This window comes from Clostridium sp. AM34-9AC (assembly GCF_003480225.1).
Lineage (GTDB): Bacteria > Bacillota > Clostridia > Lachnospirales > Lachnospiraceae > Acetatifactor > Acetatifactor acetigignens.
In genome coordinates this window covers 43,400-68,899 of the sequence record NZ_QUIU01000002.1, presented here as the reverse complement: position 1 = coordinate 68,899, position 25,500 = coordinate 43,400, and the positions used below count along the sequence as shown (strand labels likewise).

Annotated in this window: 21 protein-coding genes; 4 read left to right on the top strand and 17 right to left on the bottom strand. The window is 49.0% G+C overall.

The annotated features are described in order from the left end of the window. Window positions 1-175 precede the first annotated feature (175 nt). The 6 genes from DW835_RS01400 to DW835_RS01370 all read right to left on the bottom strand — a co-directional run bounded on the left by DW835_RS01400 (window position 176) and on the right by DW835_RS01370 (window position 8,752). Window positions 176-1,234, bottom strand: coding sequence for an ABC transporter substrate-binding protein (locus DW835_RS01400; protein ID WP_117464638.1), 1,059 nt, complete (start codon window positions 1,232-1,234; stop codon window positions 176-178). A 176-nt stretch (window positions 1,235-1,410) separates the two neighbouring features. Next, on the bottom strand, window positions 1,411-2,850 hold the full coding sequence (locus DW835_RS01395; protein ID WP_117464639.1) for a sensor histidine kinase: 1,440 nt from the start codon (window positions 2,848-2,850) through the stop codon (window positions 1,411-1,413). A 27-nt stretch (window positions 2,851-2,877) separates the two neighbouring features. Then, complete coding sequence (locus DW835_RS01390) at window positions 2,878-4,482, bottom strand: response regulator (protein ID WP_118537420.1); 1,605 nt, start codon at window positions 4,480-4,482, stop codon at window positions 2,878-2,880. 127 nt (window positions 4,483-4,609) lie between these two features. After that, the gene (gene araA, locus DW835_RS01385; RefSeq protein ID WP_118730541.1) at window positions 4,610-6,106 is read right to left on the bottom strand and encodes an L-arabinose isomerase; all 1,497 of its coding nucleotides are present in this window, start codon (window positions 6,104-6,106) and stop codon (window positions 4,610-4,612) included. 314 nt (window positions 6,107-6,420) lie between these two features. Continuing rightward, window positions 6,421-7,503, bottom strand: a complete 1,083-nt coding sequence (locus tag DW835_RS01375) for a GntR family transcriptional regulator (protein ID WP_118502271.1) — start codon at window positions 7,501-7,503, stop codon at window positions 6,421-6,423. Between the two features lie 82 nt (window positions 7,504-7,585). Beyond that, the gene (locus DW835_RS01370) at window positions 7,586-8,752 is read right to left on the bottom strand and encodes a guanylate kinase (RefSeq protein WP_243036999.1); all 1,167 of its coding nucleotides are present in this window, start codon (window positions 8,750-8,752) and stop codon (window positions 7,586-7,588) included. Between the two features lie 385 nt (window positions 8,753-9,137). Between DW835_RS01370 and DW835_RS01365 the strand changes: the two genes are divergently transcribed. The 4 genes from DW835_RS01365 to DW835_RS01350 all read left to right on the top strand — a co-directional run bounded on the left by DW835_RS01365 (window position 9,138) and on the right by DW835_RS01350 (window position 13,390). Continuing rightward, window positions 9,138-9,722, top strand: coding sequence for a hypothetical protein (locus DW835_RS01365; protein ID WP_182430195.1), 585 nt, complete (start codon window positions 9,138-9,140; stop codon window positions 9,720-9,722). A gap of 131 nt (window positions 9,723-9,853) precedes the next feature. Further along, window positions 9,854-10,324 carry a helix-turn-helix domain-containing protein gene (locus tag DW835_RS01360; protein ID WP_022311777.1) on the top strand — a complete coding sequence of 157 codons (471 nt, stop codon included), beginning with the start codon at window positions 9,854-9,856 and terminating at the stop codon, window positions 10,322-10,324. 153 nt (window positions 10,325-10,477) lie between these two features. Then, window positions 10,478-11,320 (top strand): DegV family protein, encoded by an 843-nt coding sequence (locus DW835_RS01355; RefSeq protein WP_022311778.1) that lies wholly within the window; start codon window positions 10,478-10,480, stop codon window positions 11,318-11,320. Window positions 11,321-11,464: 144 nt separating this feature from the next. Then, window positions 11,465-13,390 carry an EAL domain-containing protein gene (locus DW835_RS01350; protein WP_118730539.1) on the top strand — a complete coding sequence of 642 codons (1,926 nt, stop codon included), beginning with the start codon at window positions 11,465-11,467 and terminating at the stop codon, window positions 13,388-13,390. Window positions 13,391-13,532: 142 nt separating this feature from the next. On the opposite strand, the gene DW835_RS01345 is transcribed toward DW835_RS01350, so the two are convergent. The 11 genes from DW835_RS01345 to DW835_RS01290 form a co-directional block, all read right to left on the bottom strand. Further along, the gene (locus tag DW835_RS01345) at window positions 13,533-15,266 is read right to left on the bottom strand and encodes a carbon starvation CstA family protein (RefSeq protein ID WP_118730538.1); all 1,734 of its coding nucleotides are present in this window, start codon (window positions 15,264-15,266) and stop codon (window positions 13,533-13,535) included. A gap of 146 nt (window positions 15,267-15,412) precedes the next feature. Further along, a complete protein-coding gene (locus DW835_RS01340) occupies window positions 15,413-15,925 on the bottom strand; it encodes a hypothetical protein (RefSeq protein ID WP_118730537.1) in 513 nt (170 codons plus the stop codon). Window positions 15,926-16,219: 294 nt separating this feature from the next. Continuing rightward, on the bottom strand, window positions 16,220-16,558 hold the full coding sequence (locus DW835_RS01335) for a DUF1622 domain-containing protein (protein ID WP_022152741.1): 339 nt from the start codon (window positions 16,556-16,558) through the stop codon (window positions 16,220-16,222). 89 nt (window positions 16,559-16,647) lie between these two features. Next, window positions 16,648-17,079 carry a Fe-S cluster assembly sulfur transfer protein SufU gene (gene sufU, locus DW835_RS01330; protein WP_022311782.1) on the bottom strand — a complete coding sequence of 144 codons (432 nt, stop codon included), beginning with the start codon at window positions 17,077-17,079 and terminating at the stop codon, window positions 16,648-16,650. Then, a complete protein-coding gene (locus DW835_RS01325; protein ID WP_118730536.1) occupies window positions 17,069-18,292 on the bottom strand; it encodes a SufS family cysteine desulfurase in 1,224 nt (407 codons plus the stop codon). The genes sufU and DW835_RS01325 overlap by 11 nt, the downstream gene beginning before the upstream one ends. 16 nt (window positions 18,293-18,308) lie before the next feature. Beyond that, window positions 18,309-19,409 (bottom strand): SufD family Fe-S cluster assembly protein, encoded by a 1,101-nt coding sequence (locus tag DW835_RS01320; protein ID WP_118730610.1) that lies wholly within the window; start codon window positions 19,407-19,409, stop codon window positions 18,309-18,311. A gap of 25 nt (window positions 19,410-19,434) precedes the next feature. Then, window positions 19,435-20,847 (bottom strand): Fe-S cluster assembly protein SufB, encoded by a 1,413-nt coding sequence (gene sufB / locus DW835_RS01315; RefSeq protein WP_118537424.1) that lies wholly within the window; start codon window positions 20,845-20,847, stop codon window positions 19,435-19,437. 18 nt (window positions 20,848-20,865) lie between these two features. Continuing rightward, complete coding sequence (sufC, locus tag DW835_RS01310) at window positions 20,866-21,612, bottom strand: Fe-S cluster assembly ATPase SufC (protein ID WP_118730535.1); 747 nt, start codon at window positions 21,610-21,612, stop codon at window positions 20,866-20,868. A 215-nt stretch (window positions 21,613-21,827) separates the two neighbouring features. Beyond that, window positions 21,828-23,915, bottom strand: coding sequence for a heavy metal translocating P-type ATPase (locus tag DW835_RS18165; protein WP_207665405.1), 2,088 nt, complete (start codon window positions 23,913-23,915; stop codon window positions 21,828-21,830). 26 nt (window positions 23,916-23,941) lie between these two features. Then, the gene (locus tag DW835_RS01295; protein ID WP_118730534.1) at window positions 23,942-24,241 is read right to left on the bottom strand and encodes a DUF6110 family protein; all 300 of its coding nucleotides are present in this window, start codon (window positions 24,239-24,241) and stop codon (window positions 23,942-23,944) included. A gap of 139 nt (window positions 24,242-24,380) precedes the next feature. Further along, on the bottom strand, window positions 24,381-25,391 hold the full coding sequence (locus DW835_RS01290; protein ID WP_118730533.1) for a J domain-containing protein: 1,011 nt from the start codon (window positions 25,389-25,391) through the stop codon (window positions 24,381-24,383). Window positions 25,392-25,500 lie beyond the last annotated feature (109 nt).

The window sequence follows — 25,500 nt, the reverse complement described above, 5'->3', positions numbered from 1 at the left end:
TTCGAATGCTGGCATTCGTAAGAATATTTTATGATATTTATAGGGCGAAGTAACCACATTCGCAATAAAGTGGGCTCTGAAAGAGCCTTTTGCGAATGGGGTTCTGAATAGTTACTCTTTTGATAAAAGAAGCGCGGAGCTAGCATGCGCCGCGCTTCTGGTCGTTTACGTCAGATTAGATACCGTAGTTGTCTACATCTTCCTGAGTAATGGTGGTTGCATCGAAGCCTTTTTCATCCATGATGATGGTCTTCTCGGAGATGGTCTCGCCGCTCTCCAGCTTCTTGATGATGTCATCGATGTAGGAAGCCTGGAAAGGATTGCACTGTCCATCGTAGTTCCAGTTGCCTGCCTTCAGTTCTTCCAGAGCCCACTTGTTGCAGTCAAAGCCCATAACGATAACGTCTTTACCAACGCCGTGGGAGATATTAGCCTTATCCAGAGCTGCTACAGCACCCTTAGCCATATCATCGTTCTCAGCGTAGATTACGTTGAAAGGAGTACCTGCGTCGATTACGGACTGTACGATCTGCTGTGCTTTCTCTGCGTTCCACTCAGCGGTCTGCTGTGTTACCAGATTGAATCCGTCGTTTGCTGCTGCGTCATCCAGAGCACCGGTACGTCCCTGCTGTGCTGCGGAACCCATAACACCCTGTAAGTGGATAATGTTGTATTCACTTAAGTTCTGGCTCTTTAACCAGTCAACTGCGGTCTGGCCTTCCTTTGCCATATCGGATACGATGGATGCCTCATACAGGCTCTCATCTGCATCAATGGTACGGTCGAAGAGGATAACTCTGATACCTGCATCCTGTGCATCCTTCAATACGGAATCCCAACCTGCGGTATCTGCTGCGGACAGAAGCAGATAGTCAACGCCATCCTGAATGAACTTCTGTGCTGCAGTGATCTGCTCATCGTTCTTTAAGCTGTATGCGAAAGATGCTTCGTAGCCGTTAGCCTCGGTAAAGGTATTCTTCATATCCTTATCGTTTGCGGTACGGTAACCGGACTCGTTGGGGTCGTTATTGATGATGCCGACTTTGATCATATCTCCGGAGGAGCTGGAGCTGGTCGTTCCTGCGCTTGCACTTTCGGTTGCTGCGTTTGCACTTCCGGTTGCTGCGTTTGCACTTCCGGTTGCTGCGTTGCTGCCTGCATCAGAGGAGCCGCATGCTACAAGGCTGAATACCATGGTTGCTGCCATTACTGCTGCTAAAATTTTCTTCTTCATTGTGTAACCTCCCAATTTGTTTTTGTTCCCCAAAGAACTATTTCTTTGATGATCTTATTGTAAAGCGGATCCGGGGAAAAAACCATGAAGATACCTCACGGAAAAGTTGAAATTTTTATGGTAAAAAAAACCACCGGCGTAAAAAGTTGATTTTTTTACGATAGTGGTTCATTTTTTTAATGCTGCGGAAGCCGGACCGTGACACAGGTGCCCTCCCCGTAGGTACTGGTAATGGTGATACCATAGTTTTCGCCGAAATTCAGACGGATACGTTCGTTCACATTGTACAGGCCGTAGATATCGGTCTCCCGGGCCTTCCGGTTGCGGATGCCTTTCCTCACCTGCTCCAGCCGCTCCGGCGTCATCCCCTTGCCGTTGTCCGTGATCAACAGAATGCAATCCTCTCCGTCCAGTTCTCCTTCGATCCGTATCATGCCCTTGCCACGTTTGTTCTTGATTCCGTGGTACAGTGCATTTTCCACCAGAGGCTGCAGCGTGATCTTGGGAATCTGGCAATGGTTTAATTCTTCCGGAACACAGATCTCATATTGAAGGATGTCCTGATAACGCATCTGCTGGATCTCCAGGTAGCTGCGGACGTGCTGCAGTTCTTCTTTTACATCCAGAATATCCTGTCCTTGATTCAATGAGATCCGGAAAAAGTCCGACAGGCTGCCTACCATGCTCACGACCTTTTTCTGTTCTCCCGCTTCCGCCAGCCATACAATGGCATCCAGCGTATTATATAAGAAGTGCGGATTGATCTGGGACTGCAGCAGTTCAAATTCCGCCTTGCGCAACCGGATCTGCTCCGTCTTCACCTGCTCTAACAGTTCGTTGATCTTGTCGATCATTGTATTCAGTGAATCGCTGAGCACCTGGGCCTCCACGCCCCCCGTCACGTCGGAGCGCACCGTCAGGTCACCTTTTGCCACCTGATCCGTCACCTGGGTAAGGCGTCTTATGGGGCTCGTGATACTTAACGGTATATAATAGGATAAGAATAAAAACAGAATCAGGATCAGTGCAAAGGCAATGATGGAGAAACGGATCATATTCACGAAGAAATCCTGATATTGCTGCCTGCTCTCCTGAATCCCCCGGATCTCGTAATAGATGTACTGGGAAATGGTATCACCCACCAGAGACGTCACAATCTGCACATCATTTTCCCAGATTTCCATGTTGTCCTCGTAGCGGTTGCCTTCCCGGATATTGTCCTCGATCCTGCCGATATAGGTCTCCAGATTGTTCAGATATTTTTTGACACTGGTCAGTCGTTTCAGGTTCTCCTGAGATTCCGTCAGTTCTTCCAGACCGGCCACGATGCCATCTGCCTCCACCAGCATATCATGCAGACTGGACTCTTCCAGTGTCTTGTTCCCTACAATCAGCAGATAAGTCTCATAATCGAAATCCTTCTGGAAATCCAGGCTGAACTGGCTGGCCATGACGGAGGAATTGATCATATCCTCGTATCTTCGGTTATTGTTCCATAAATTATAGAAGCAAAAGATCAGGAACAATACAAAAGGCACCAGAAGGCAAAGATAGGAATATCTTATCTTTGCCACCAGTGTCGAATGTTCATACAATTCTTTTATCTTTTTTCTCATAGGAATCCCCCTTATCCATGGCCACGGCTAATTGGTGCCGCCCCGGTACTGGGTAGGGGTCATCCCCTGGGTCTTCTTGAACAGATAGGAGAAATAGTGTGGATCCTTGTAGCCCACCTCCTGGCTGATCAGGCTGCTGCGCTTGCCGGTGCAGCGCAAGAGTTCCTTCGCCTTGTTCATACGATAGTCTGTCAGATATTTGATAAAGCTCTGTCCGGTCTGTTGGCTGAAGATCATGCTCAGATGGTTTGGTGAGAAATTCACGTGGGATGCCAGCAGATTCAGGGAAAGTTCCTCGTCTGCATAATTCTCATCAATGTATTTCATCACCTGTTCCACCACATCATCATACCGGCTGCTGGCAGCCTTATCTCTGACCGCCAGTGCTTTCTGCAGAATTCTGGTAATGTAATGGATCGCACTATCGCTGTCCTGCAGGGTCTTCTCGTCCTGATTGGGTGTTTCCAGTTCCTGCGTATCCGTCTGCAGGCTTTCCAGAAAATCTGCCACACAGAAATAGACATCCATGGTAATATACTGCCTGAAAATATTGGACTGCAGTGCCTTGTTGCTGAGATCCCGGAAAAATTCTTCCACGAAGTAGACCACTTCCTCCCGGTCACCCTGTTTTAAGAATTCCTGGATTCTTGTGCGGTCGATCTGCTTTGGATTGACTTCCTTGATGTCAAAATTATCTTCCTTCTGCGCTTCCTCCGTCATATGTCCGCTGTCCAGGATCCGGCTGTCCTGCACCAGATATCTGTGGGCAAAAGCATGACTGGCCTGTTCAAAAGATGCCGGAAGCTCCCGCAGACGATTCACCGGCTTGCCGATACCACCGAAATACCGCACATGCTCATAGCCTTCCATAATGTCCTTGATCTTTTCTATGTATTCCTGTTGCAACAGCAATAGCTGTTCCTCGGAATCGGCTTTTAGTAAGAATGCTTTTCCTTCCAGATTACGATCAAAGGTGATCACCGTCCTGCCGTCTTCCAGTCCCCGCAGTTCCTGTTCGATCCGGATCAGGCTGCCGGAATACTCATCCTGCGCATGACGCAGAGACTGGGTCTTGAACAGAATAATATTGTACCAGGGTGCCGACAGATCGATCCCCAGAATCTCTGCCGATTCCAACAGTTCTGCCACGGTGCTTTCTCCGGTGACCAGTTCCTGGAACAGTTTTTTCCGCTCTCTGAGATTGTTTTCCTCCATCTCCTGCAAATACCGCTCTCTGATCTGAATGGCTCTGCGCTTCTCCTCGATCTTCGCCGACAATTCATCCAATTCCGCCAGCAGTTCCTCACCATTGATGGGTTTGGACAGATACTGGGCCACTCCCAGCTTGATAGCTTCCTTGGCATATTCGAATTCCTGGTAACCGGACAGAATAATGATTTCTGTGTCCGGAAGCTCCTTGCGGATCAGACGGCTCAATTCCAGGCCGTCCATAAACGGCATCCGGATATCGGTGATCACGATATCCGGACGCAATTTCTGGATCATGGGATAGGCCAGCTCTCCGTCGCCGGCCTCCCCACAGAACTCATAGCCATGAGCCTTCCAGTCAATATTATTTTTGATTCCTTCACGGATGACAAATTCATCCTCCACCAAAAACACTTTTAACATTTCTACGATACCCTTCTTCTATCTGCAGGTAACTTCTACCCGCAGATTCTGCCTGCAGATTTTTATTTCGTTCTCTGCAATACTATTTTCTATTATACACGAAAACAGATTTTTCGGGTAGCATATTTTAGCGGTAGAATACTTCTCCCAGCATCAGGTCTCTCTTCAGATCGCGGATCTTCGTATCCTTGTCGATATATACAGCCTCGATGCCCATCATGGCTGCCCAGTCACCCATCTGCTCTGCGGTCAGATCGTAGGTAAATGCGGTATGATGTGCACCTCCTGCCAGGATCCATGCTTCCGCGCCGGTATACAGATCCGGTTCGGGAGTCCAGAAGTTGGTAGCGGTAGGAAGCTTCGGCATGGGTTTCTCCACTTTCTTGCAGTTCACATCGTTGATGATCAGACGGAAACGATTGCCCATGTCGATCAGGGAAGTAGCGATACCATGACCTTCCTTGGAAGTAAATACCAGTCTTGCAGGATCTTCTCTGTCTCCCATGGACAGGGGCTGGCACTTGATGCTGATGGGACCGTCCGCAATGGTGGGGCAGATCTCCAGCATATGGGCTTCCAGAATACCTTCCTTGCCCTTGATCAGATTGTAGGTGTAATCCTCCAGCATGGAAGTACCCTTGGCATCCTTTTTGCCTGCGGTCATGATCTTCATCAGACGTACCATGGCGGCTACCTTCCAGTCACCTTCTGCGCCGAAGCCGTAGCCCTTCTCCATCAGTCTCTGAATGGCCAGTCCGGGCAGTTGCTTCAACGCACCCAGATCTCCGAAGTGGGTAACGATGGCCTGATAATTCTTCTCTTCCAGGAAACGTTCAAATCCCAGTTCGATCTGTGCCTGTACAGCCACATGTTTTTTAAACTCTTCGGGGTCTCTTCCCTCTAATAAAATATTATATTTCTCGTAGTACTCGTCTACCAGTGCATTGACATCGGATACAGATACGGCATTTACACTCTCTGCGATCTCGTTTACAGGGTAAGCGTCTACTTCCCAGCCAAACTTGATCTGTGCTTCTACCTTATCACCTTCGGTTACCGCTACATTGCGCATGTTGTCAGCCACACGCATGACACGGATATGGCTGCTCTCCACCACGCCGACTGCAGTACGCATCCAGGATGCGATCTTGCCCTGTACCACAGGATCAGACCAGTGGCCTACCACAACCTTACGCTCCATGCGCATGCGGGTCACGATATGACCGTACTCTCTGTCACCGTGGGCAGACTGGTTCTCATTCATGAAATCCATGTCGATGGTGTCATAGGGCAGTTCCTCATTGAACTGAGTATGGAAATGCAACAGGGGCTTACGATACTCCTGTAATCCCAGGATCCAGGATTTTGCCGGAGAGAAAGTATGCATCCAGGTGATAACACCGGCACAAGTGTCATCCAGATTTGCTTCATTAAAAGTACGGCGGATCAGTTCGTTAGTGATCAGGGTCGGCTTCCATACCACCTCATAAGGTAACATACCGGAAGCGTTCAGGGCATCCACGATCTTGTGAGAGTGCTCCGCTACCTTTGCCAGGCACTCGTCCCCATACAAGTCCTGTGATCCCGTACAAAACCAGAATTGATATTTTTTTGTCTGTAACATAAGTAATACCTCCTGTAGTTGAATACAATGATGTCGGGGTCAAAAGCCCCCGACTTTGATGCCTACGGATTGTTCCGTGCTACGCACTCCCACGTCTCCGCTCCGCTTCGGTCCGTGCTAAACATGTGCCACTGGCACATAGCACCCTACCCAATATTCGCATATCGTGGGATTATCATCCCACTTTTATGCTCATATCGGGGCGGGTCCTAAGGTCTTTCACCCACCTATGAGCAAGCTCATGTGGGCTTAGACCTTTTGACCCTGGCATCATACAATTTCGATATTACCATATTACAACTTGTATGCTTCTGCTAACAAGTTGTATTTCCTACGACAAGCTCCGGCTGGATGAGAATCTTTCTCTCTTCCGGTCCCAGAGATTCCCCATGAAGCAGTGACAGTAACAGCTGTGCCGCCATTTCTCCCAGTTTTTCCTGGGGATGAACGATAGTGGTCAGTTGAAAACCTCCGCCGATGGCCATGTAGGAATTGTCATAACCGGTGACGGAAATGTCCTCCGGGACGCGAATCCCCCGTGACGTCAGCGTCGGGATGACCTGCATGGCGATCTGGTCATTGTAACAGACCACACTGTCGAGTCTGGTTCCCTTGGAGATCAGACGCCGGATTCCCTCCTGTGGGTGGACTTTACGATCCTCGGTATGGAACCAGATCACCTTGTCCGGATCGTAGAGGACACCTGCTTCCTGCAGGGCCTGTACATAGCCCCGGTGACGGTTCTGTCCCTGGATGTCATCTGCCTTGAACACTCCGGCAATATCGCGATGCCCGGTATCCAGGAGATATTTTGTGATCAGATGACCTCCCCTGCAATCGTCCATCAGCACCTGGGGCTTGTCTTCCATCTGGTCGAAGCAGCCCTGAATAAACACATAGGGAATTCCGTATTCTTCCAGCCGCTCATACAGATGCAGATGTCTGCAGCTGATCTGGCTCTTACTGGGTTCGATGATGACCCCGTCGATATCCTTCTGCAACAGTTCCTCCAGACACCGTGCCTCCTGGCTCCGGGAGTTTCTTGTATTTTTTAATAAAATGCTATACCCCTGTGCCGTAAGAACTTCATCGATGCCCTGAATAACCCGGGGAAAAATATAATCCGACAGATAGGTGGTCACCACGGCAATGTTGTGAGACTTATGCTCCGGGCGGACCCGCTCCGACACAAAGGTGCCTTTCCCGTGTACCGCATAGATGTATCCCTCCTGTTCCAGAATGGCCAGTGCCTTGCGGACGGTCTGGCGGCTCACCTGATAAGCGGCAGCCAGCTGATTCTCCGAGGGAACACGGTCACCGCTGCGCAGTTCTCCCAGTCGGATCTGTTCCTGTAAATCATGATGCATTTTATAGTATTTCAGCTGTTTTTCTTCCATACGTATCCGTCCGCCCCGCTCCTTCTCTATCCGGTTTTGTGCAACTCTATTCCGTTTTCCGGGTATCGCTCCCCGGTACATTTCAGTATTTTTCGCCTTCCAGCAGGATCAGCCGCCGGATTTCTTCCGCTCCGCTGACACGTTCCCCTTCTATGGTATCATTATGGATCACATAATCACAGATCTTGCGATTACGCTTCTCCGCATCGATAGACAGGATCCGAAGTGTCTTTTCCTCGGTGTCATAGTCGGAATCAATGATATCGGCGATCAGCTTTTCTTTATCTCTCGCCACATAGATAATATGGGTGGGAAAGGAACGCTTCATGGCAATGGCACCGCACATATCCACGGGGATCACCGCAAACTTTCCCTGATCCAGCAAGGTCTGAATGTCTTCCTTTCTGGTGCCGTACCGTACCCCGGCATAAGCCGTTTTTTCAAAAAAGTTCATCCGGTCGAAGGCTTCCTCCGGGACGTACTTGTGGCCGTAGCGCCCCGGTTCCGTGCAGTAGTTCACCGGGCGGACAAAAATCTCCCCACTCTCTGTCCTTTCGCTCGCGCCTGTCCCGCGGCTACCGCACAAAGCTTCCGTAATCTCCCGTTTGCCGGAGCCGGACGGCCCCACCAGGGCCAGCACCGCCGGAGCAGTGATCTTCTCTGTCTTAGAAGTGGATGCTTTCATGATCTGCTTCACCAGAGAGACAAATTCCGCCATGGTATTTACGGACAACAGCCCCGTCATTTTGGCATTCCAGGGCTTCCGCATCAGCACCGGATACTCCGCCTTGCTCTCCAGAATATTGTGGATGGCATCATCCAGCACAATATCAAAATGGACACGATCCTTGGCACTTCCCAGAATAATATTTTCCGGTGGAAGCTCCGGGAACTGGGTCATGATCTGTTCTGCCCGCACTCCCATAAAATGTGGTGACACCGCAGTAATGAAAAAGACATCCGCGATCTGCATCAGTCTGCGGATCCCTCGTTTCGTCTCCTCGGTCGGGATCTGCCTTCGGTACAGTTCCGGATCGTTATAGAATTCTTTGATCACCGAAGTCCGCCCTTCGTTGGCCCAGGAAGTGATTTCCTCCATGCGATAGGGTTCCTTCGGATGATATTTTTCATTTGCCATACGGATGGCGATACTGTTAAACGGGGCGGTAACATCGTCCCAATCAATACCGATGCTGGGTCTGAGCATGCTGTAGTCCTCACTCTTTCTATGTTCAATACGATCTATCACACCATGTGATTTTAGTGCATTATGCTTTTTGCACATTGTGCATTCCCGTTTCCGGAATACTTCTGCTATTTAGCATAGCATAAACGAATACGCAGTACAATCCATACCGTAGCCGCTCTCTCTGGCTCTTCTACCGTTCCAATCGGCATTGTTTATTTTGCCGTACTCTTTTTCCTTGGATATATCATGTTTTTGGGGCTTATCATCCATTTATCATATTTTTTGTTGTAATAATTCACAATCGCTTTTTTCTCTATATTGCCCAATTGTCAACACTTTTGAACTGTGCTAGTATACATGTACAGGAGGAGAATTCATGACCAACCGGGAATTATTAGAGACGATAGTAATTAAATTAGAAAGTATAGACCAACGACTGGGCAGGGTGGAGCAACGACTTGATAAGGTCGAACAGCGACTCGACAGGGTGGAGCAACGACTTGATAAGGTCGAACAGCGACTCGACAGGGTGGAACAACGACTTGATAAGGTCGAACAGCGACTCGACAGGGTGGAGCAGCGACTTGATTCACTGGAGCAAAGATTCGATTCTTTGGAACAACGTGTTTCCAATCTGGAATCCGGTCAGATTGCCATGGAACAGCGCCTTGCCAATCTGGAATCCGGTCAGATTGCCATGGAACAGCGCCTTGCCAATCTGGAATCCGGTCAGATTGCCATGGAACAGCGCCTTGCCAATCTGGAATCCGGTCAGATTGCCATGGAACAGCGCCTTACCAATCTGGAATCCGGTCAGCTCTCTATGGCGAATCGCCTTACCAATATGGAGTTGACTCTTGAGAATGAAGTCAGTCGTAATATCTGTACAATTGCAGAAGCTCATTTAGATTTATCCAGAAAATTCGACCGGGCCTTAAAAGTAAAAGAAGATGATGAACTGGTTCGCGTCCGGCTTAATGTATTGGAAAATGATGTCCGAAAAATAAAGCAGCGGCTGGAAATTGCATAGTTTATTCTTATCAGTACCTTATCTTAATGGATAAGGTATTTTTTTGCCCTTCTTTTTGTTGACTTATCAACATCCTTGTGTTACACTTCATAAAGTTGTTGCAGTGTCAACATTTTACAGGAGGAACCTTCATGCAGGATCGTTTTGAAAGATTTGTGGTATCTATCACAGAATTGCACCGTTATCTGCAAAAATTGAAAGAACTGGAAATGGGACAGATGGACTTAAAAGCCGGTTATACCATGTGTCTGTATTATCTGGGAAAACACCCGGAAGGGCTGACCGCCACGCAGCTGACGGAGCTGTGTAAGGAAGACAAGGCCGCAATCTCCCGTACCTTAAGCCAGTTGAGTTCCAAGGGGCTGGTGTCCTGCGAGCTGCCGGAACATAAACGTTCCTACCGCACACTGTATTATCTGACAGAAGAAGGCAATACTGTAGTCAAAAAGATCAGTTCCCGGATCTATTCCGCACTGGCTCACGGCGGTGATGGCATGACGGAAGAACAACGGTTGAATCTCTATGACTCTCTGGAACGGATCTCCCATAATCTGGAGCAGTATCTTACAGAGTTTTCTGTCAAGCATCCCACAGAGAAATGATCCATCCGCAACTCACCCTGACTGGCTTTCCAACAGAATTAACAGCAAGGTGACATGAACGATGTCGTATGTCCATCCCGATGGATGCCCCGGCGCATTTCCGCCCGAAAGAATATTCATCATAACTATATATAGAAAGTACAGGAAACAATTATGGAAAAAATACGTTTTATCACGGACTCCGCATCCGATATGAACAGTTCAAGAGAGGACGTCACGATTCTCCCCCTGCATATCCGCTTCGGTGAGGAGGAATATGCTGACGGTGTCACCATCAGTCATAAGGAATTCTATGAGAAACTGATCGAATGTGATACTCTGCCCACCACCAGTCTGGTATCTCCCGCAGTCTTCGAAGAAGCCTACGAAAAAGCTGTATCGGCCGGAGAAACTGTCATTGTGGTTACTATTTCCAGCAAGCTGTCCGGCACCTGCCAGAGTGCCCGGATCGCTGCCGAGGATTATGAAGGCAAAGTCTTCGTCGTAGACAGTCTGAATGCCACCATTGGGGAACAGATTCTGGTAGAATACGGCCTGCAGCTGAAAAAGCAGGGAATGACCGCGGAAGAGATCGTAAGCGTTCTGCAAGAGCAAAAGCATAAGATCCACACCATGGGACTCTTAGACACTCTGGAATACTTGAAAAAAGGGGGCCGTATCTCCCCCACTGTGGCATTCATCGGGGGCGCTCTGGCCATCAAGCCCGTGGTAGCAGTCGTAGACGGTGAGATCATTATGCTGGGAAAAGCCCGTGGTTCCAAAAACGGCAGTAACTTCCTCATCCGTGAAATTGAAAAAGCGGACGGCGTGGACTTCTCCAAGCCCTTCTGTCTGGGCTATACCGGTCTGAGTGACGAACTTTTACAGAAATACATTCACGACAGTGAGCATCTCTGGAAGGATTATGCCAAGGAGCTTCCCGTCAGCACTCTGGGTGCCACCATCGGAACCCATGTGGGCCCGGGTGCTGTTGCCGTTGCATTCTTCGAACATTAAATCTATTACAATTTTTCCCATTTGCTCAAAATAGGACTAATTTCCCACAGCTGCCCCACTGACAAATTTCTCCTCTTATGGTATATTGTAAATTCATTTTATATTGTTTGTTCATTTTCTACATTACCAGAGAGGAGAATTTTTATGGGGTTGAACCTGTTACTATCCACAAATCATATCGTCATCCACAGTTACTCTCCCGTGGCAGATTTTCTGTTGGTGGTTATGTGTCTTCTGGCATTGTTACTGATCCGACAGACTTTCATTAAACAGAGCCGGACCTTTCGGATCTTCAAGGCCTGTTTTGCCCTGCTTTTCATTGCCGCAGTTTCCAATATCGCCTTTTATTATGCCGACCTTTTTTCCAGACAGAACACCCTTCTCTGGATCCTCCGGGCCGTCTACCATATCAGTCTTCTGTCCCTGTTCTGTCTCTATATTGCTTACCTGAAAATACTGATCGTCTTCCCGAAAAATATCGGCAGGAAATATACCTTTCTGTCCTTCGCCATCCTTGTGGTGACCGGAGTTGCCGATCTGGCATCTCCTCTGACCGGCTGGGGATTTCATCAGGATCATTACGGAATCTGGTATGAAAATATCCTGTCCACTCCTTTTATGGTCGGATATCTTCTGTATCTGGCGGTGATCCTCTTTCTGTTGGTTCGCTACCGCCGCAGACTTCCTACCGCACTGTTCCATATGCTGATATTTACTGAGACGGTCTGTGGATTGATCGTAGTCATGGAAGCTGCCATGAATACGACTTCTTTCCTGGCCACAACCTATTTTCTGCCGCTTCTGGTGGTATTGTACATGCTCCATGCCAACGCCTACGACCCGAAGACCGGTGCCCTGGGTTCCGCATCCTTGGATGAATATCTGCGCCAGCAGCGGCAGACCGCTCAGGATACCTACTACCTGTGCCTGCGCTTTGACATGGATTTCGAATACGTCATGACAGAGGAAATGGGAAAGCTGTTCTACAGCTTCTGGACGGATTATTTTCGAAAGGGTATGTTGTTCAATCCTTCCACCAGCTTCTTCGTACTGGCAGTGGACAGCCACAATATCCCGGATGCCACAGAAAGGGCAGTATCCCTGATTAAAAAGGTGTTCCAGAAATATTATGAAGAATATAAGCTTCCCTACAAGCTGGTGCTCTTCGACCATCTGGACTTTTGTGAGAATCTGGAACAGTTCTACGAGGTATTCAATTACTTTTCCGAAAAAGTAGCGCAGAATTCCTATCGTGTCTTCGGGGAAGAAGATTACCAGACTTATAAAGAAATGCATTATGTCAAGTCCCAGTTGAAGGATATTGCGGAACACGGCTCCTTAGATGACGAACGCATTCTGGTCTATTGTCAGCCGGTACGGAATGTCCACACGGGTACTTACGATACCGCAGAATCCTTGATGCGTTTGCGTCTGCCACAGACAGGACTGGTATTCCCGGATCGTTTTATTCCTCTGGCAGAAAAATACGGCTACATCCACCGCCTCAGCATGATCATTCTGAATAAGACCTGTAGGCAGATTAAGCAGATGCAAGATGAGGGCTATCAGATCTCCCGTGTATCCGTAAATCTTTCTGTGGAAGAGCTGGGCGAAAAGGACTTCATGGAAGAATTCAAATCCATCGTACGAGCCACCGGAATCGACTTTCACACCATTGCCGTTGAATTTACGGAGTCCCAGAACGATACAGAATACGAACTGGTACAGGAATGCGTCAGTGAGTTCAAACAGTTGGGGGTATGTACTTATCTGGATGATTTTGGAACCGGTTATTCCAATTTCGACCGGATCTTAAGCCTGAAACTGGATGTGGTCAAATTCGACAGAAGCCTTTTACTGATGGCGGATCAGGATGCCAATTCCCGCTTCATGCTGGATTACTTCTCTACCGCCTTTGAGCGTCTGGGTTACAAGGTACTGTACGAAGGTGTAGAGACCGATGCCCAGGAAGAACTGTGTATCATCAGTCATGCAGATTATTTACAGGGCTATAAGTTCTCCAAGCCGATTCCCATTGAAGAATTGCCCCGGTTCCTTACGCGGGGCTGATATTGCGATTGCCGCATCCATTATTATTCCGGACACCGCTTCTGCGGTCCCCGCATACACAATAAAAATCCCGAAGGCCTTTCACAGTCTCCGGGATTTCTCTTTGCTAAACTTTATTTATCTTTTGTATCTTGCGCTTATATTAAGCAGCCTTCTTAGCCTTCTTCTCTTTCATCTGTTTAGCGAAGGTCCGTGCACCTTCCACTACCAGGAAGATTGCCAGCACTGCCATTGCAGTTGCGAAGAACAGCTGGAACCAGTCACCCCATGCAGCGGTGCCGGCGCCAATAGCCTTACACTTGTTGATTACAGTGATCGCCAGGCTGGTCAGGGTTGCAGCAAGCATGAATACCATAGGGAAGTAGAACATCTTGTTGTTCTTACCAACTTCACCCAGCCATGCAGCTACTGCCATCAGTGCGATACCTGCCAGCAACTGGTTGGCTGCACCGAACAGACCCCAGATCTGGCTCAGAGACAGACCACCCAGGATACAACCGATCAGTACCATAGAAACAGTACCGAACAGAGGATGAGCCAGCACTTTACGTGCGCCCTTGGCATCCTTGTAGGTAGCCTCGCCTTCCTTCAGGAACAGCTCGGAGAACATGAAACGGCTCAGACGGGTACCGGTATCCAGACTGGTCAGCGCGAATACGGATACAGACAGAGTTAATAGTGCGTAAATGGTGCCATATGCCTTGGAAGTCTCGGTACCGAACATGGATGCGATACCTGCAGCGAATGCAGCTGCGGGAGATCCGAACTCACCGTTTAAGTACTTCTGATATACTGCACCGACTGCTACCAGAGCGATGATACCCAGAGCAGACTCGATCAGCATGGAGCCGTAACCGATTGCCTTGGCATCCTTCTCGTTAGCTAACTGCTTGGAAGAAGTACCGGTAGCGATCAGGCTGTGGAAACCGGAACATGCACCACATGCTACAGTGATGAACAGCATAGGGAACAGGGTCTGTCCTGCCTTGGGCTCCCAGCTGGTGAAAGCGGGAATATCAAATGCAACAGTACCGGTGAAAGCACCTGCAACCACACCGATGAATGCCAGACCGATCATAGCGTACAGCAGGAAGCTGGACAGATAGTCACGGGGCTGTAACAGGATCCATACGGGAACCAGGGAAGCTACAGCGATATACACACCTACGAATACGATCCATGCGATACGGTTCATTGCAAAACCAACGTTCAGGCCAAGAACAGTGATCAGTACGATACCGATGATGCCACCGATGGTAGCGGGCAGAGTCTTGACACCCATTCTGTTGGTCACATAACCATAAATAACAGCCAGAACGATAAATAACAAAGAGATCATAGCGGTAGACTGGTTACCGGTAGGATTGGTCACAAAACCGAAAGCGGTCTTGCCGGCTTCGTCTGCCACAGTCAGGAAAGTACCTGCCACGATGTTAACGAAGGAAGCGATTACCAGAATCAATACCAGAAGCGCGAAGATGATGAAAAGTTTCTTTGCTCTGGATCCCATGGAATCCTCGATGATCTCACCTACAGATTTACCGTCATGTCTGATAGATGCGAATAAAGATCCGAAGTCCTGCAGACCGCCGAAGAAAATACCACCGATAATACACCACAGGAATACGGGAACCCATCCGAAGATGGAAGCCTGGATCGGTCCGTTGATCGGGCCTGCTCCGGCGATAGAGGAAAAATGATGTCCCATAAGTACGGCGGGCTTTGCTGCAACATAGTCTACACCATCCTCCTTCTCAATAGCAGGAGTCTTCTTAGTAGGATCAATGCCCCACTGTTTTGCCAGCCAGGAGCCATAGAACACATAGCCGATAAACAATAATACGATAGCGGCCAAAACAATTAATAATGCTGTCATTTGTGTTTCTCCTTTTCTTATACACAGATTTAATTTTTCGCAAATACACGAATTGCTCCGCTAAAATCCGCTCTCACAATTCTAAAACTGTTCGGAATCCGTTAATTTACTTTGTAAATTACTGCTTCCTCACATGTCCCTTGTATTTACTGTATTGCCTTTTTCACGAGCTTCTTCAGAATCTGTCCGTGGCGGTTGTGGACGATCCGACCCGAAGATAACTCGGCGACAATCAAACGATAATTACTCCAGCCATGAAATCCCCAGAGGTAACTCTGATAATGCTTGCACTTTTTCACCTGTGTAAGCGCATCCTCCTCTGCATGACCGGTCAGAATGATCAGGGCAACATCGCTGTTCCGATGATTGGATGAGGGCTGCACGTTGGCAGTTCCCCGTTCCCAGGCGATGGAGTCCAGTTCCAGAAGGCGATCCTTTGATAAAGATTCCTCTGTGGCAAAATACACAGTCTCGTTGGTGTCAATATCTGCCACCTTAGCTTTCTTGATCAGAAAGTACTGCTCATTATGGGATCCGAAGATCGCTTCGGCTGCGAATGGCGGTTCTACAGCCTCTGTTTTGATATTGTAGTAGGTCTGATAAGATCGCAGGACGCGTTCCAGCGCTTCCCCGGGAGTAAGTGTCTTTTGTAATTTCATTCTGCTTTCCTTTTAAGCATGCGTAATCGATTACATTTACGTTCATGCTATCGATAACTTTAGTACGTCGAAGTGTCAAATGCAACGGATTTTTTAGCATTTCTTTACACTTTTTTGTAAATACATACTTTATCGTTATATGTTAGTCCTCTGACAGCTTTTTTCCAAGGTGCAAATTTAACCTATATACCATTACAAATTTAATCTCTTTATCTGGATAAACTTATTGACTTTTGTTGGGTAACCGGAAATCATTCTAAAAAAAAGCAGCCGATTTTCATCAGCTGCCGATTTTTAGGAATGATTCTTCTCTTCCTTGATCTCCCAATGGATCAGGAAAGTCAGTGCCGCACGAAGTCCGATGATACCGGCTACAGTAACGATCTCCTTCCAGTCTCTGACAATAACGGTCTTAAGGATCTCACTGCACAACTTGAATTCCAGCCCTACAGCAAGCCCCTGCGCCAGGGTGATCTTCATATCCGGCACCCGACGCACATAATTATAAAACCCTTTCAGACCGGAGAGAATAATAACGATCACTCCGACAAATTCAAAGAACAGTATTGCCACCTGGACAATATTGTTCATCACATTTTCCAGGAATTCAATGATAAGCTCTATGTGGAACATGCACAGCCCCCCCGCTTTTCTTACACTTCTTTTTTCATTGTAGCGTATCCAAAAAGGGCGTGCAAGATGTATCTTTATCTTTTTATCAGCTATTTTTCTTCTGTTTTCAATAATTCCTGCATAGTATGCCAGCCAAGCACCGCGCATTTTACCCTGGCAGGCATGTGGGCGATATCCTGCAATACGGAGGCTTCCTCCAGTTCGTCCCGCTCTTCCTCGGTAATACTTCCCTTGATCATCTTGAGGAACAGGTCTGCCAGATGCAACGCTTCCTCCTTGCTTCTGCCAATGACCAGCTCCAGCATCATGTCCGCGGAAGCCTGGGAAATGGCACAGCCGTCGCCTTCGAAGGCACCGTCAACTACCACACCATCCTCCACTTTCAGCTCCAGAAAAATGTCATCACCACAGCTGGGATTAACGCCCTCCAACACCAGATTCGCATCCTCCAGCTTGTGCTTGTGATACGGATGCAGATTGTGCTCCGTCAGGATTTCATTATAAAATGTCTTATTCTCCATAGCCCATCTGTCTCCTTATCTTTGCAAGGCTTTCTAAAAATGCCTGAATCTCTTCTTCCGTATTGTAGACACCCAGGCTTACTCTGGTGGTGGACAATACTTTCAAATGTTGCAATAACGGTTGGGCACAATGATGTCCCGCCCGGACCGCGATATGATCCGCATCCAAAATAGAAGCCACATCATGGGGATGCACACCGTCCAGTTTGAAGGTCACAATGCCGTGATGGTCTTCTGCTTTCTGTGAGCCCAGAATGTGTACTGCGGGAATCTCTTTCATGCCATCCATCAGCATGGCTGTCAGCTTCGCTTCTCTCTCTTCGATAAAGTCAAAACCGATCTTCTGCACATACCGGATTGCCTCTGCCAGTGCATAGGCTCCGGCACCGTTTACCGTTCCTGCTTCGAACTTATGTGGCACTTCCGCCCACACGGCTCCGGTACGGCTGACGGAATCGATCATTTCCCCGCCGCACAGGAAAGGAGGCATCTGCTCCAACAGTTCTCTCTTCGCATATAACGCACCAATTCCCATGGGAGCATACATCTTGTGTCCGGAAAATGCCAAAAAATCCACATCCAGATCCTGTACATCCACTGCCATATGGGGAACGCTCTGGGCTCCGTCCGCTACAAAATAAGCACCGGACTCATGGGCGATCTGTGCAAAATGCTTGATATCATTTTTGCAGCCCAGCACATTGGATACCTGGGTCATGGCAACGATCTTCGTTCGGTCGCTCAGTGCCGCGCGGAATGCTTCTTCGGTATATTTTCCATCCTCGGTACACTCCAGATATTTTACCACAGCTCCTGTTCTGGCTGCTGCCTGCTGCCAGGGCAGGAGATTGCTGTGGTGCTCCATGATGCTCACCAGGATTTCATCCCCAGGCTTCAGCACCAGGGAACTCAGACTGTAGGCCACCAGATTCAAGCCTTCCGTGGCATTGCGGACGAAAACGATCTCCGCCGCCTCTCTGGCATTTAAAAACTCCCGGACCGTCTCTCTGGCTTCTTCGTATTTTTCGGTTGCCGCCTCTCCCAGCTCGTATAATCCGCGCAGGGGATTGGCATTGTATTTTTCATAAAATGTTCTCTCTGCCTCCAGAACACAGGACGGCTTCTGGGAAGTCGCCGCCGTGTCCAGATAAATCACATCGTTACTCATAAGCAGAGGAAAATCCTTACGGATCTCGCTGATTGAAGTCGTCATACTTCCTCCTGTTATCTTACTCTTCCGCTTCCTCTTCTTCCCCGGCTCTGCCAAGGAACTCCTGTACCTTAGCCCGTGTAGCTGCATCAGGAATCTTGCGGCAGACCGCATCCACCTTGGCCATAGCCATCATCTCATAGATCTGCTCTCTGTTCATGCCGCGGCTCTCCAGGTAGAGCAGCAGCTCATCATCCAGTTTGCCAATGGTGGCGCCGTGATTACCTTCCACATCTTCCTCCGCGCAGAGGATCAGGGGAATGGTCTGGTTCACCACATCGTTGGATAATAACAGTACATCCTCTTTTTCATTGCCTACTGCGCCTTTAGCCCCCCATTTGAAATCAATGGTGCCACGATACAGCTTGAAAGCATGATCCCGCAGAACGCCGCCGGCCTGCATATTGCTCTGGGTCTTTTTGCCTTCATGCACAGCTACATAGTTCATATCCAGTCTTCCGTCACCGCCCACGATATAAGCGGTGTCGGCATTCAGGCTGCTCTCTCTGCCCTGTAAGGTAGTCTTGCATCCAAGGTAAGTATTCTTTCCGCCGAGGATCAGCTGGATCACTTCCAGGGAAGCCTTCTCTTCACACAGGGCTCCGATATCATTCATAAAGGTAAATCCATTGCCCAGTCTCTGAATCTGGATCAGGCGGATCTTCGCTCCCTCTTCCAGATGCAGTCTGGTGGATACTGCCGCCTGCCCTGACGTCTCCCTGTCGGAAGCAAAGTCCTCGATCACAGTGATTTCACTGTTTTTCCGGGCTCTCACTGCTACGGCACCGGCCTGTAAACTATTTTGTACGTAGGTATAATCCAACAGCAACGGCTGTGCTTCTGTGGTTTCCTCAGACACCTCATAATGCTGTGCCTTCACTCCCGCTGCTGTCAGAAGACCGTCCATGTCCTCTCCCATGCCGGATGGGATGCCTGCAAAATCCGCATTCCAGGGCTGGGATCCCTCATTTTCTACTGTTGTTATTTTTTCCGGCAGGCTTACCTTTACCCCTCCTGCCGTAGGTACTTCTATCTTTTCCAACTGCGTCTCGTTCATGCGAAGCCAGTTCCAGGTCTTCGCCGGCAGTCTGTTAATGGTCATATTATATTCTTTTTCCATACTGATCTCCATTCCTCCTGCCACATTAACCGATGCTGCCCTTCATCTCCAGACGGATCAGATTGTTCATCTCCACCGCGTATTCCAACGGCAGCTCCTTCGATACATTGTCTGCGAATCCGCTGACGATCATGGCTCTGGCATCCTCTTCTGAGATACCGCGGGACATCAGATAGAACACTGCTTCATCGCTGATCCGGCCGATCTTCGCCTCGTGTCCAATATCGGCATCCTGGGTACGGATATCCATGGCCGGGATGGTGTCGGAACGAGACTTGTCATCCAGCATCAGGGACTGACAGGATACGGCGGATTTGCTCTTTGCCGCACTGTTCTTCACCACTACGGAACTTCGGAAAGTACTGATACCTCCATCCTTGGAGATGGACTTGGTATTGATATAGGAAGTGGTCTCCGGTGCATTGTGGACCACTTTGGTGCCGGTATCCAGATTCTGTCCGGCTCCCGCAAAGGTGATACCGGTGAATTCCGCTCTGGCCCCCTTACCGTTCAGCACGCTCATGGGGTACAGATAGGATACGTGGGATCCGAAGGAACCGGATACCCATTCTATGGTACCGCCTTCTTCCACCAACGCCCGCTTGGTATTCAGATTGTACATATTCTTGGACCAGTTCTCGATGGTGGAGTAACGCAGTTTTGCATTTTTCCCCACGAACAGCTCCACACAGCCGGCATGGAGGTTCGCCACGTTGTACTTCGGGGCGGAACAGCCTTCGATAAAATGCAGGTATGCACCCTCGTCCACAATGATCAGGGTATGCTCGAACTGTCCGGCTCCCGGTGCGTTCAGTCGAAAATAAGACTGCAAAGGGATCGTCACAGACACTCCGGGGGGAACATATACGAAGGAGCCGCCGGACCACACAGCACCGTGCAGCGCTGCGAATTTGTGGTCTCTGGGGGGCACCAGCTTCATAAAATGCTTCCGCACCATATCCGCATATTCCCCATTCAGGGCACTCTCCATATCGGTATAGACTACACCCTGGGCTGCCACTTCTTCCCTGACATTGTGATATACCAGCTCGGAATCGTACTGGGCGCCCACACCGGCGAGGGACTTCCGCTCCGCCTGCGGGATTCCCAGCTTCTCAAAGGTATCCTTGATATCCTCCGGTACCTCGGACCATTTGGCGCTCATATGGGTATTGGGTTTTACATAGGTTACGATATCTTCCATGTTCAGACCCTCAATAGAGGGACCCCAGTCGGGGACTTCCATCTCGTTATAGATCTGCAATGACTGCAGACGGAAATTCGCCATCCATGCGGGATCGTTCTTCTTCGCGGAGATCTCTTCCACAATGGCGGGCGTCAGTCCTTTCTGAATGCGGTAGACGTCTTTTTCTTCATTGCGAATATCATAAATGCTTCTGTTGACGTCCTCCACATAAGTCTTTTCTCTTTCACTCATTCGGATCGTCGACCTCCTTTACGCTTCCAGAAAACGTTCAAAACCATGCTCGTTGATCTCGTCTACGAGAGAAGCATCGCCGGATGCCACGATCTTACCATTCACCAGTACATGGGTCTTGTCCACATGGAGAGACTCTAAAATTCTGGTGCTGTGGGTAATGATCAACAGCGCACCCTTTTTGTCCTTCTGGTACTCTTCCACGCCCTTGGATACGGTACGCACTGCATCCACGTCCAGGCCGGAATCCGTCTCATCCAAGATTGCCAACGAGGGTTTTAACATAAGTAACTGTAAGATCTCCGCCTTTTTCTTCTCACCGCCGGAGAATCCCACGTTCAGATCACGGTCACCATAGGAAGGATCCATCTGCAATACTTCCATGGCCTGCTCCAGTTCCTTTTTGAAGGTCCACAGCTTGATACGGGAACCGCTTCTCTGTTCCACGGCATTACGAATGAAATTCCGAAGCGATACTCCGGGTACCTCCAGGGGATTCTGGAAGGACAGGAAAATACCATCCTTGGCTCTCTGGTCTGTGGTCTCCTCCAATAATTGTTTTCCTTTGAACAGGATCTCACCACCGGTCACCTCATAACGGGGACTTCCCATGATGGTGTAACCCAACGTGGATTTGCCTGCACCGTTGGGTCCCATGAGGACATGGGTCTCTCCGGGACGAACCTCTAAATCTATTCCATGAAGGATGGGCTTGTCCTCTACACTTACGGACAAGTTACGCACCTGTAATAATTGTTCTGACATATACTTCCTCCTATCTCTAGCGTCCAACTAGGAATTACTATATCATTATATACAAGCATATACAAATATGCAACATATAATTCCTACAAAAGTACCGTACATTCTCGACGAATTGTATTACACTTTGTGGTTAGTTCAGACTTACTATAAAGCAAAATGCAGGCCACCGCAAGGGGAACTCATCCTTCCCCTTACAATGGCCTATGTTTTTTTCTTTATACTTCTTCTTTGTCCAGAAGATTCTTCATGCTCTTGGTGCTGATCCACAGAGTGGATGTATTATGCAGCAGAGCGGAAGTGGTGGGCGGGATCATGCCTGCCACACCCAGAACGATCAGTCCGGTGTTGATGCCCACGATCATGCGGTAATTTTTATGGATCCGCGCCATCAGGGCATTGCTCAATTCCTTCAGGGTCGCTACTTCATACAGATTGTCCGCACCGATGGTGACATCGGCGATCTCTCTGGCGATCTGTGCGCCCTCGCTGATGGCAATACCAACATCTGCCGCAGACAATGCCGGGGAATCGTTGATGCCGTCACCGATCATAATGACCTTATGACCTGCCTGCTTCTCCTGCTCCACGAATCTTGCCTTATCCTCCGGCAATACCTCGGAATAATACTCATCCACGCCGACGGTACCCGCAATTGCCCCGGCGATACGATCGCTGTCTCCTGTCATCATGACTACCTTGTGGATTCCGAGATTCTTCAGCTGTCGGATGACCTCCGGGGCCTCTTCTCTGAGAGGATCCTCTATGCAGATCACTGCAGCCAGCTTGCCGTCAATTGCCATATATAGGCGGGAGTATTCCTCAGGCAGCTGGTCGAACAGTTCCTGCCTGCCTTCCGGAATCTGTGCCTGTTCATCCTCGAATACGAAGTGATAACTTCCGATAATGATCTTCTTGCCATCCAGGGTAGAAGAAATACCGTGAGCCACGATATATTCCACTTTGGTATGCAGTTCTTCATGCACCAGCTCCTTGCGGGCTGCCTCACGTACCACTGCCTTTGCCATGGAATGAGGGAAATGCTCCTCCAGGCAGGCAGCAATCCGAAGCAGCTCATCCGCAGACTGCCCGTTAAAGGATATCACATCTGCCACCGTGGGCTGTGCCTTGGTCAGTGTTCCGGTCTTGTCAAATACAATGGTGGTGGCATCTGCCATAGCCTCTAAGTATTTGCCGCCCTTCACCGTGATCTCATAGGTGCTTGCCTCACGGATCGCAGACAATACCGCTAACGGCATAGACAGCTTCAATGCGCAGGAGAAATCCACCATCAGCACGGATAATGCCTTGGTCACATTCCGTGTGAACAGCCATACCAGACCGGTGCCTAAGAAAGTATAGGGTACCAGCTTATCTGCCAGGTGCTCTGCCTTACCCTCCAGAGAGGATTTCAGCTTCTCGGATTCCTCTATCATGGTCATGATCTTCTCATATTTGCTGGAGCCGCCGTTTTCTTTCACACAGATAGTCAGCTCACCTTCTTCTACCACAGTTCCGGCATAGACAGTTCCACCGGGAATTTTTCTCACCGGAACGGATTCTCCGGTCAGAGATGCCTGATTCACCATACCTTCTCCATCCGTCACTGTACCGTCGAAAGGAATCACATTGCCCATGTGGATCCTTACCAGATCACCCGACTTAATGGATGTGGATGGCACCAGGATCTCCTGTCCGTCGCTCACAACCCATACCTTGTCAATGTTTAAGGACATGCTCCTCGCCAGATCACCGACAGACTTTTTGTGCGTCCACTCCTCCAAAATCTCACCGATGCCTAACAGGAACATCACAGAGGCTGCGGTGTTGTAATCACCACGCAGCACAGATACACCGATAGCAGTGGCATCCAGTACCGGTACTTCGATCTTGCCCTTCGCCAGAGTCTTCACGCCGTGCCAGAGATATTTGAAAGACTTCACTGTGGTGATCACGGAACGGATATCCATGGGTAAAAACAGCCTGATCCCATAATGCATTACCACTTTATTGATCAGCTGATCCTTATATTCCCGGTTCATCTCTCTGCCGGAATTGGCCAGATAGTTCTCCGGCACTTCCGTACTCTGATACGTAAAATTCTCCAGTGTCTTCAGTGCCTCCTCCCTGGAACCGGTATAGACTACCGTAACATCCAGGGTGCGCTCCTGAATTTTGGCACTGACAATATTACTCTGTCCATCCAGATAGTATTGCAGTGTATCTGCCTGTGCAAAGCTCATACGGCTCTGCAGAATGTGAACCCTGAGTCTCCCCTTTATCTCATGCTTGATCACAAATCTCATAGTTTATGCCTGCTTTCATGAAGGGATTATTCTTCTGTTGCAGTCTCTGCTGCCTCAACCTCACCGTCGAACTCCTGAGCTGCCTGTGCTGCTCTCTCCTCGTTGATCTGCTGAGCTTCTGCGTAGATGTCCTCTGCGTTCTCCTGAATGGTGGTAGCCGTCTTCATTACGCACTCTTTTGCACGCAAAACAGCTGCGGTGCAGTTGGTGTACAGCTTCTTCGCATCCTTGCTGGACAGAATCTTGATGCCTGCGGTTCCGAAAAGAACGCCTGCTGCGAAGATACCGGTTTTAGCTTTATCAATCTTTTTTAAACATTTCAACATAATTCATTTCCTCCTGTGTGAAGTCTTTTGTTTATTCTATTTATGAATGAATATTATAAGCACCTATTTTTCCTATTTCCAGCTTTTTTCGTTTAATGAAAAATTTTATCATTTATCAAAAACACAAAAGGCCAGTGGATCAAAATCCACTGACCTTCTTGTATTCCTGTAATTTTTCTTTTGCTGCCGGGGTCAGATTCTTAGGCACCTGAATCTGGATCACGACATACTGATCGCCGTGGGCATTTTTATCCTTCATGGATACCACACCCTTGCCTTTCAGACGGATCTTGCTGCCGGACTGCGTACCTTCCTTCACTTTGCACATGACATCGCCGTACAACGTGGGTACACGGATCTCGCCGCCCAGGGCTGCGGTAGTATAGGGGATATTGACCGTGGTATACAGATCCTGTCCTCTACGCTCCCAGCCCGGCTTCTCCTGTACCGTCACCTTCAGATACAGGTCACCGCTCTCACCGCCGGAGTAACCTTCACCACCCTTACCTTTCAGGCGGATACTTTTACCGGTATCGATACCTGCCGGAATGTGCACCTGCACGGATTCGGACTTGCCGGTAGCCGGATCTCTTAAGGTAAAGGTCTTGTCGCAGCCATGCATTGCTTCGGCAAAGCTGATGGTGATGCCGGATTCCACATCCTGACCTTTGCTGCGGTAGTTCGCCCGGCTGCCCCGTCCGGATCCTTTCTGTCCCTTGAAATACTGTCCGAACAGATTGTCGAAAATATCCTCATCCCCGCCGAAGCCGCCAAAATCACCGGTACCGAAACCGCTTCCTCCTGTGCTGTAATGGAATGTGCCGTTGCCAAAGCCGCCGAATCCATCGGTGCCGAAACCTCCTCCGTTCTTAAACTGCTCCTGATACTGTCTGGCTGCCTCCTCGTTAAATCCCTCCTGGAAAGCAGCAAAACCGTAAGTATCGTATAGTTTCTTCTTTTTTTCATCCCCCAGCACATCGTAAGCTTCGTTGACTTCCTTCAGCTTCTCCTCTGCCACAGGGTCTCCTGCATTGGTATCCGGATGGTATTTTTTCGCCAGTTTCCGGTATGCTTTTTTTATCGCTGCGGCGTCCGCTGTCTTGCTGACACCCAGTACTTCATAATAATCTCTTTTTGTTGTCTTCGTCATATTCCCTCCATTCTGCCCAACCGGTGAGCCACACAACCAAGACGTTCTCCATGTAAAAATCAGCCACACAGTTCCCTGCGCGGCTGACCACTTCACATCTCTTTTCAAA

Excerpts from the sequence above, each read along its gene's own strand:
- DW835_RS01400 (WP_117464638.1), bottom strand. The coding sequence starts at position 1,234 with ATGAAGAAGAAAATTTTAGCAGCAGTAATGGCAGCAACCATGGTATTC.
- DW835_RS01395 (WP_117464639.1), bottom strand. The coding sequence starts at position 2,850 with ATGAGAAAAAAGATAAAAGAATTGTATGAACATTCGACACTGGTGGCA.
- DW835_RS01390 (WP_118537420.1), bottom strand. The coding sequence starts at position 4,482 with ATGTTAAAAGTGTTTTTGGTGGAGGATGAATTTGTCATCCGTGAAGGA.
- araA (WP_118730541.1), bottom strand. The coding sequence starts at position 6,106 with ATGTTACAGACAAAAAAATATCAATTCTGGTTTTGTACGGGATCACAG.
- DW835_RS01375 (WP_118502271.1), bottom strand. The coding sequence starts at position 7,503 with ATGGAAGAAAAACAGCTGAAATACTATAAAATGCATCATGATTTACAG.
- DW835_RS01360 (WP_022311777.1), top strand. The coding sequence starts at position 9,854 with ATGCAGGATCGTTTTGAAAGATTTGTGGTATCTATCACAGAATTGCAC.
- DW835_RS01355 (WP_022311778.1), top strand. The coding sequence starts at position 10,478 with ATGGAAAAAATACGTTTTATCACGGACTCCGCATCCGATATGAACAGT.
- DW835_RS01350 (WP_118730539.1), top strand. The coding sequence starts at position 11,465 with ATGGGGTTGAACCTGTTACTATCCACAAATCATATCGTCATCCACAGT.
- DW835_RS01345 (WP_118730538.1), bottom strand. The coding sequence starts at position 15,266 with ATGACAGCATTATTAATTGTTTTGGCCGCTATCGTATTATTGTTTATC.
- DW835_RS01340 (WP_118730537.1), bottom strand. The coding sequence starts at position 15,925 with ATGAAATTACAAAAGACACTTACTCCCGGGGAAGCGCTGGAACGCGTC.
- DW835_RS01335 (WP_022152741.1), bottom strand. The coding sequence starts at position 16,558 with ATGTTCCACATAGAGCTTATCATTGAATTCCTGGAAAATGTGATGAAC.
- sufU (WP_022311782.1), bottom strand. The coding sequence starts at position 17,079 with ATGGAGAATAAGACATTTTATAATGAAATCCTGACGGAGCACAATCTG.
- DW835_RS01325 (WP_118730536.1), bottom strand. The coding sequence starts at position 18,292 with ATGACGACTTCAATCAGCGAGATCCGTAAGGATTTTCCTCTGCTTATG.
- DW835_RS01320 (WP_118730610.1), bottom strand. The coding sequence starts at position 19,409 with ATGGAAAAAGAATATAATATGACCATTAACAGACTGCCGGCGAAGACC.
- sufB (WP_118537424.1), bottom strand. The coding sequence starts at position 20,847 with ATGAGTGAAAGAGAAAAGACTTATGTGGAGGACGTCAACAGAAGCATT.
- sufC (WP_118730535.1), bottom strand. The coding sequence starts at position 21,612 with ATGTCAGAACAATTATTACAGGTGCGTAACTTGTCCGTAAGTGTAGAG.
- DW835_RS18165 (WP_207665405.1), bottom strand. The coding sequence starts at position 23,915 with ATGAGATTTGTGATCAAGCATGAGATAAAGGGGAGACTCAGGGTTCAC.
- DW835_RS01295 (WP_118730534.1), bottom strand. The coding sequence starts at position 24,241 with ATGTTGAAATGTTTAAAAAAGATTGATAAAGCTAAAACCGGTATCTTC.
- DW835_RS01290 (WP_118730533.1), bottom strand. The coding sequence starts at position 25,391 with ATGACGAAGACAACAAAAAGAGATTATTATGAAGTACTGGGTGTCAGC.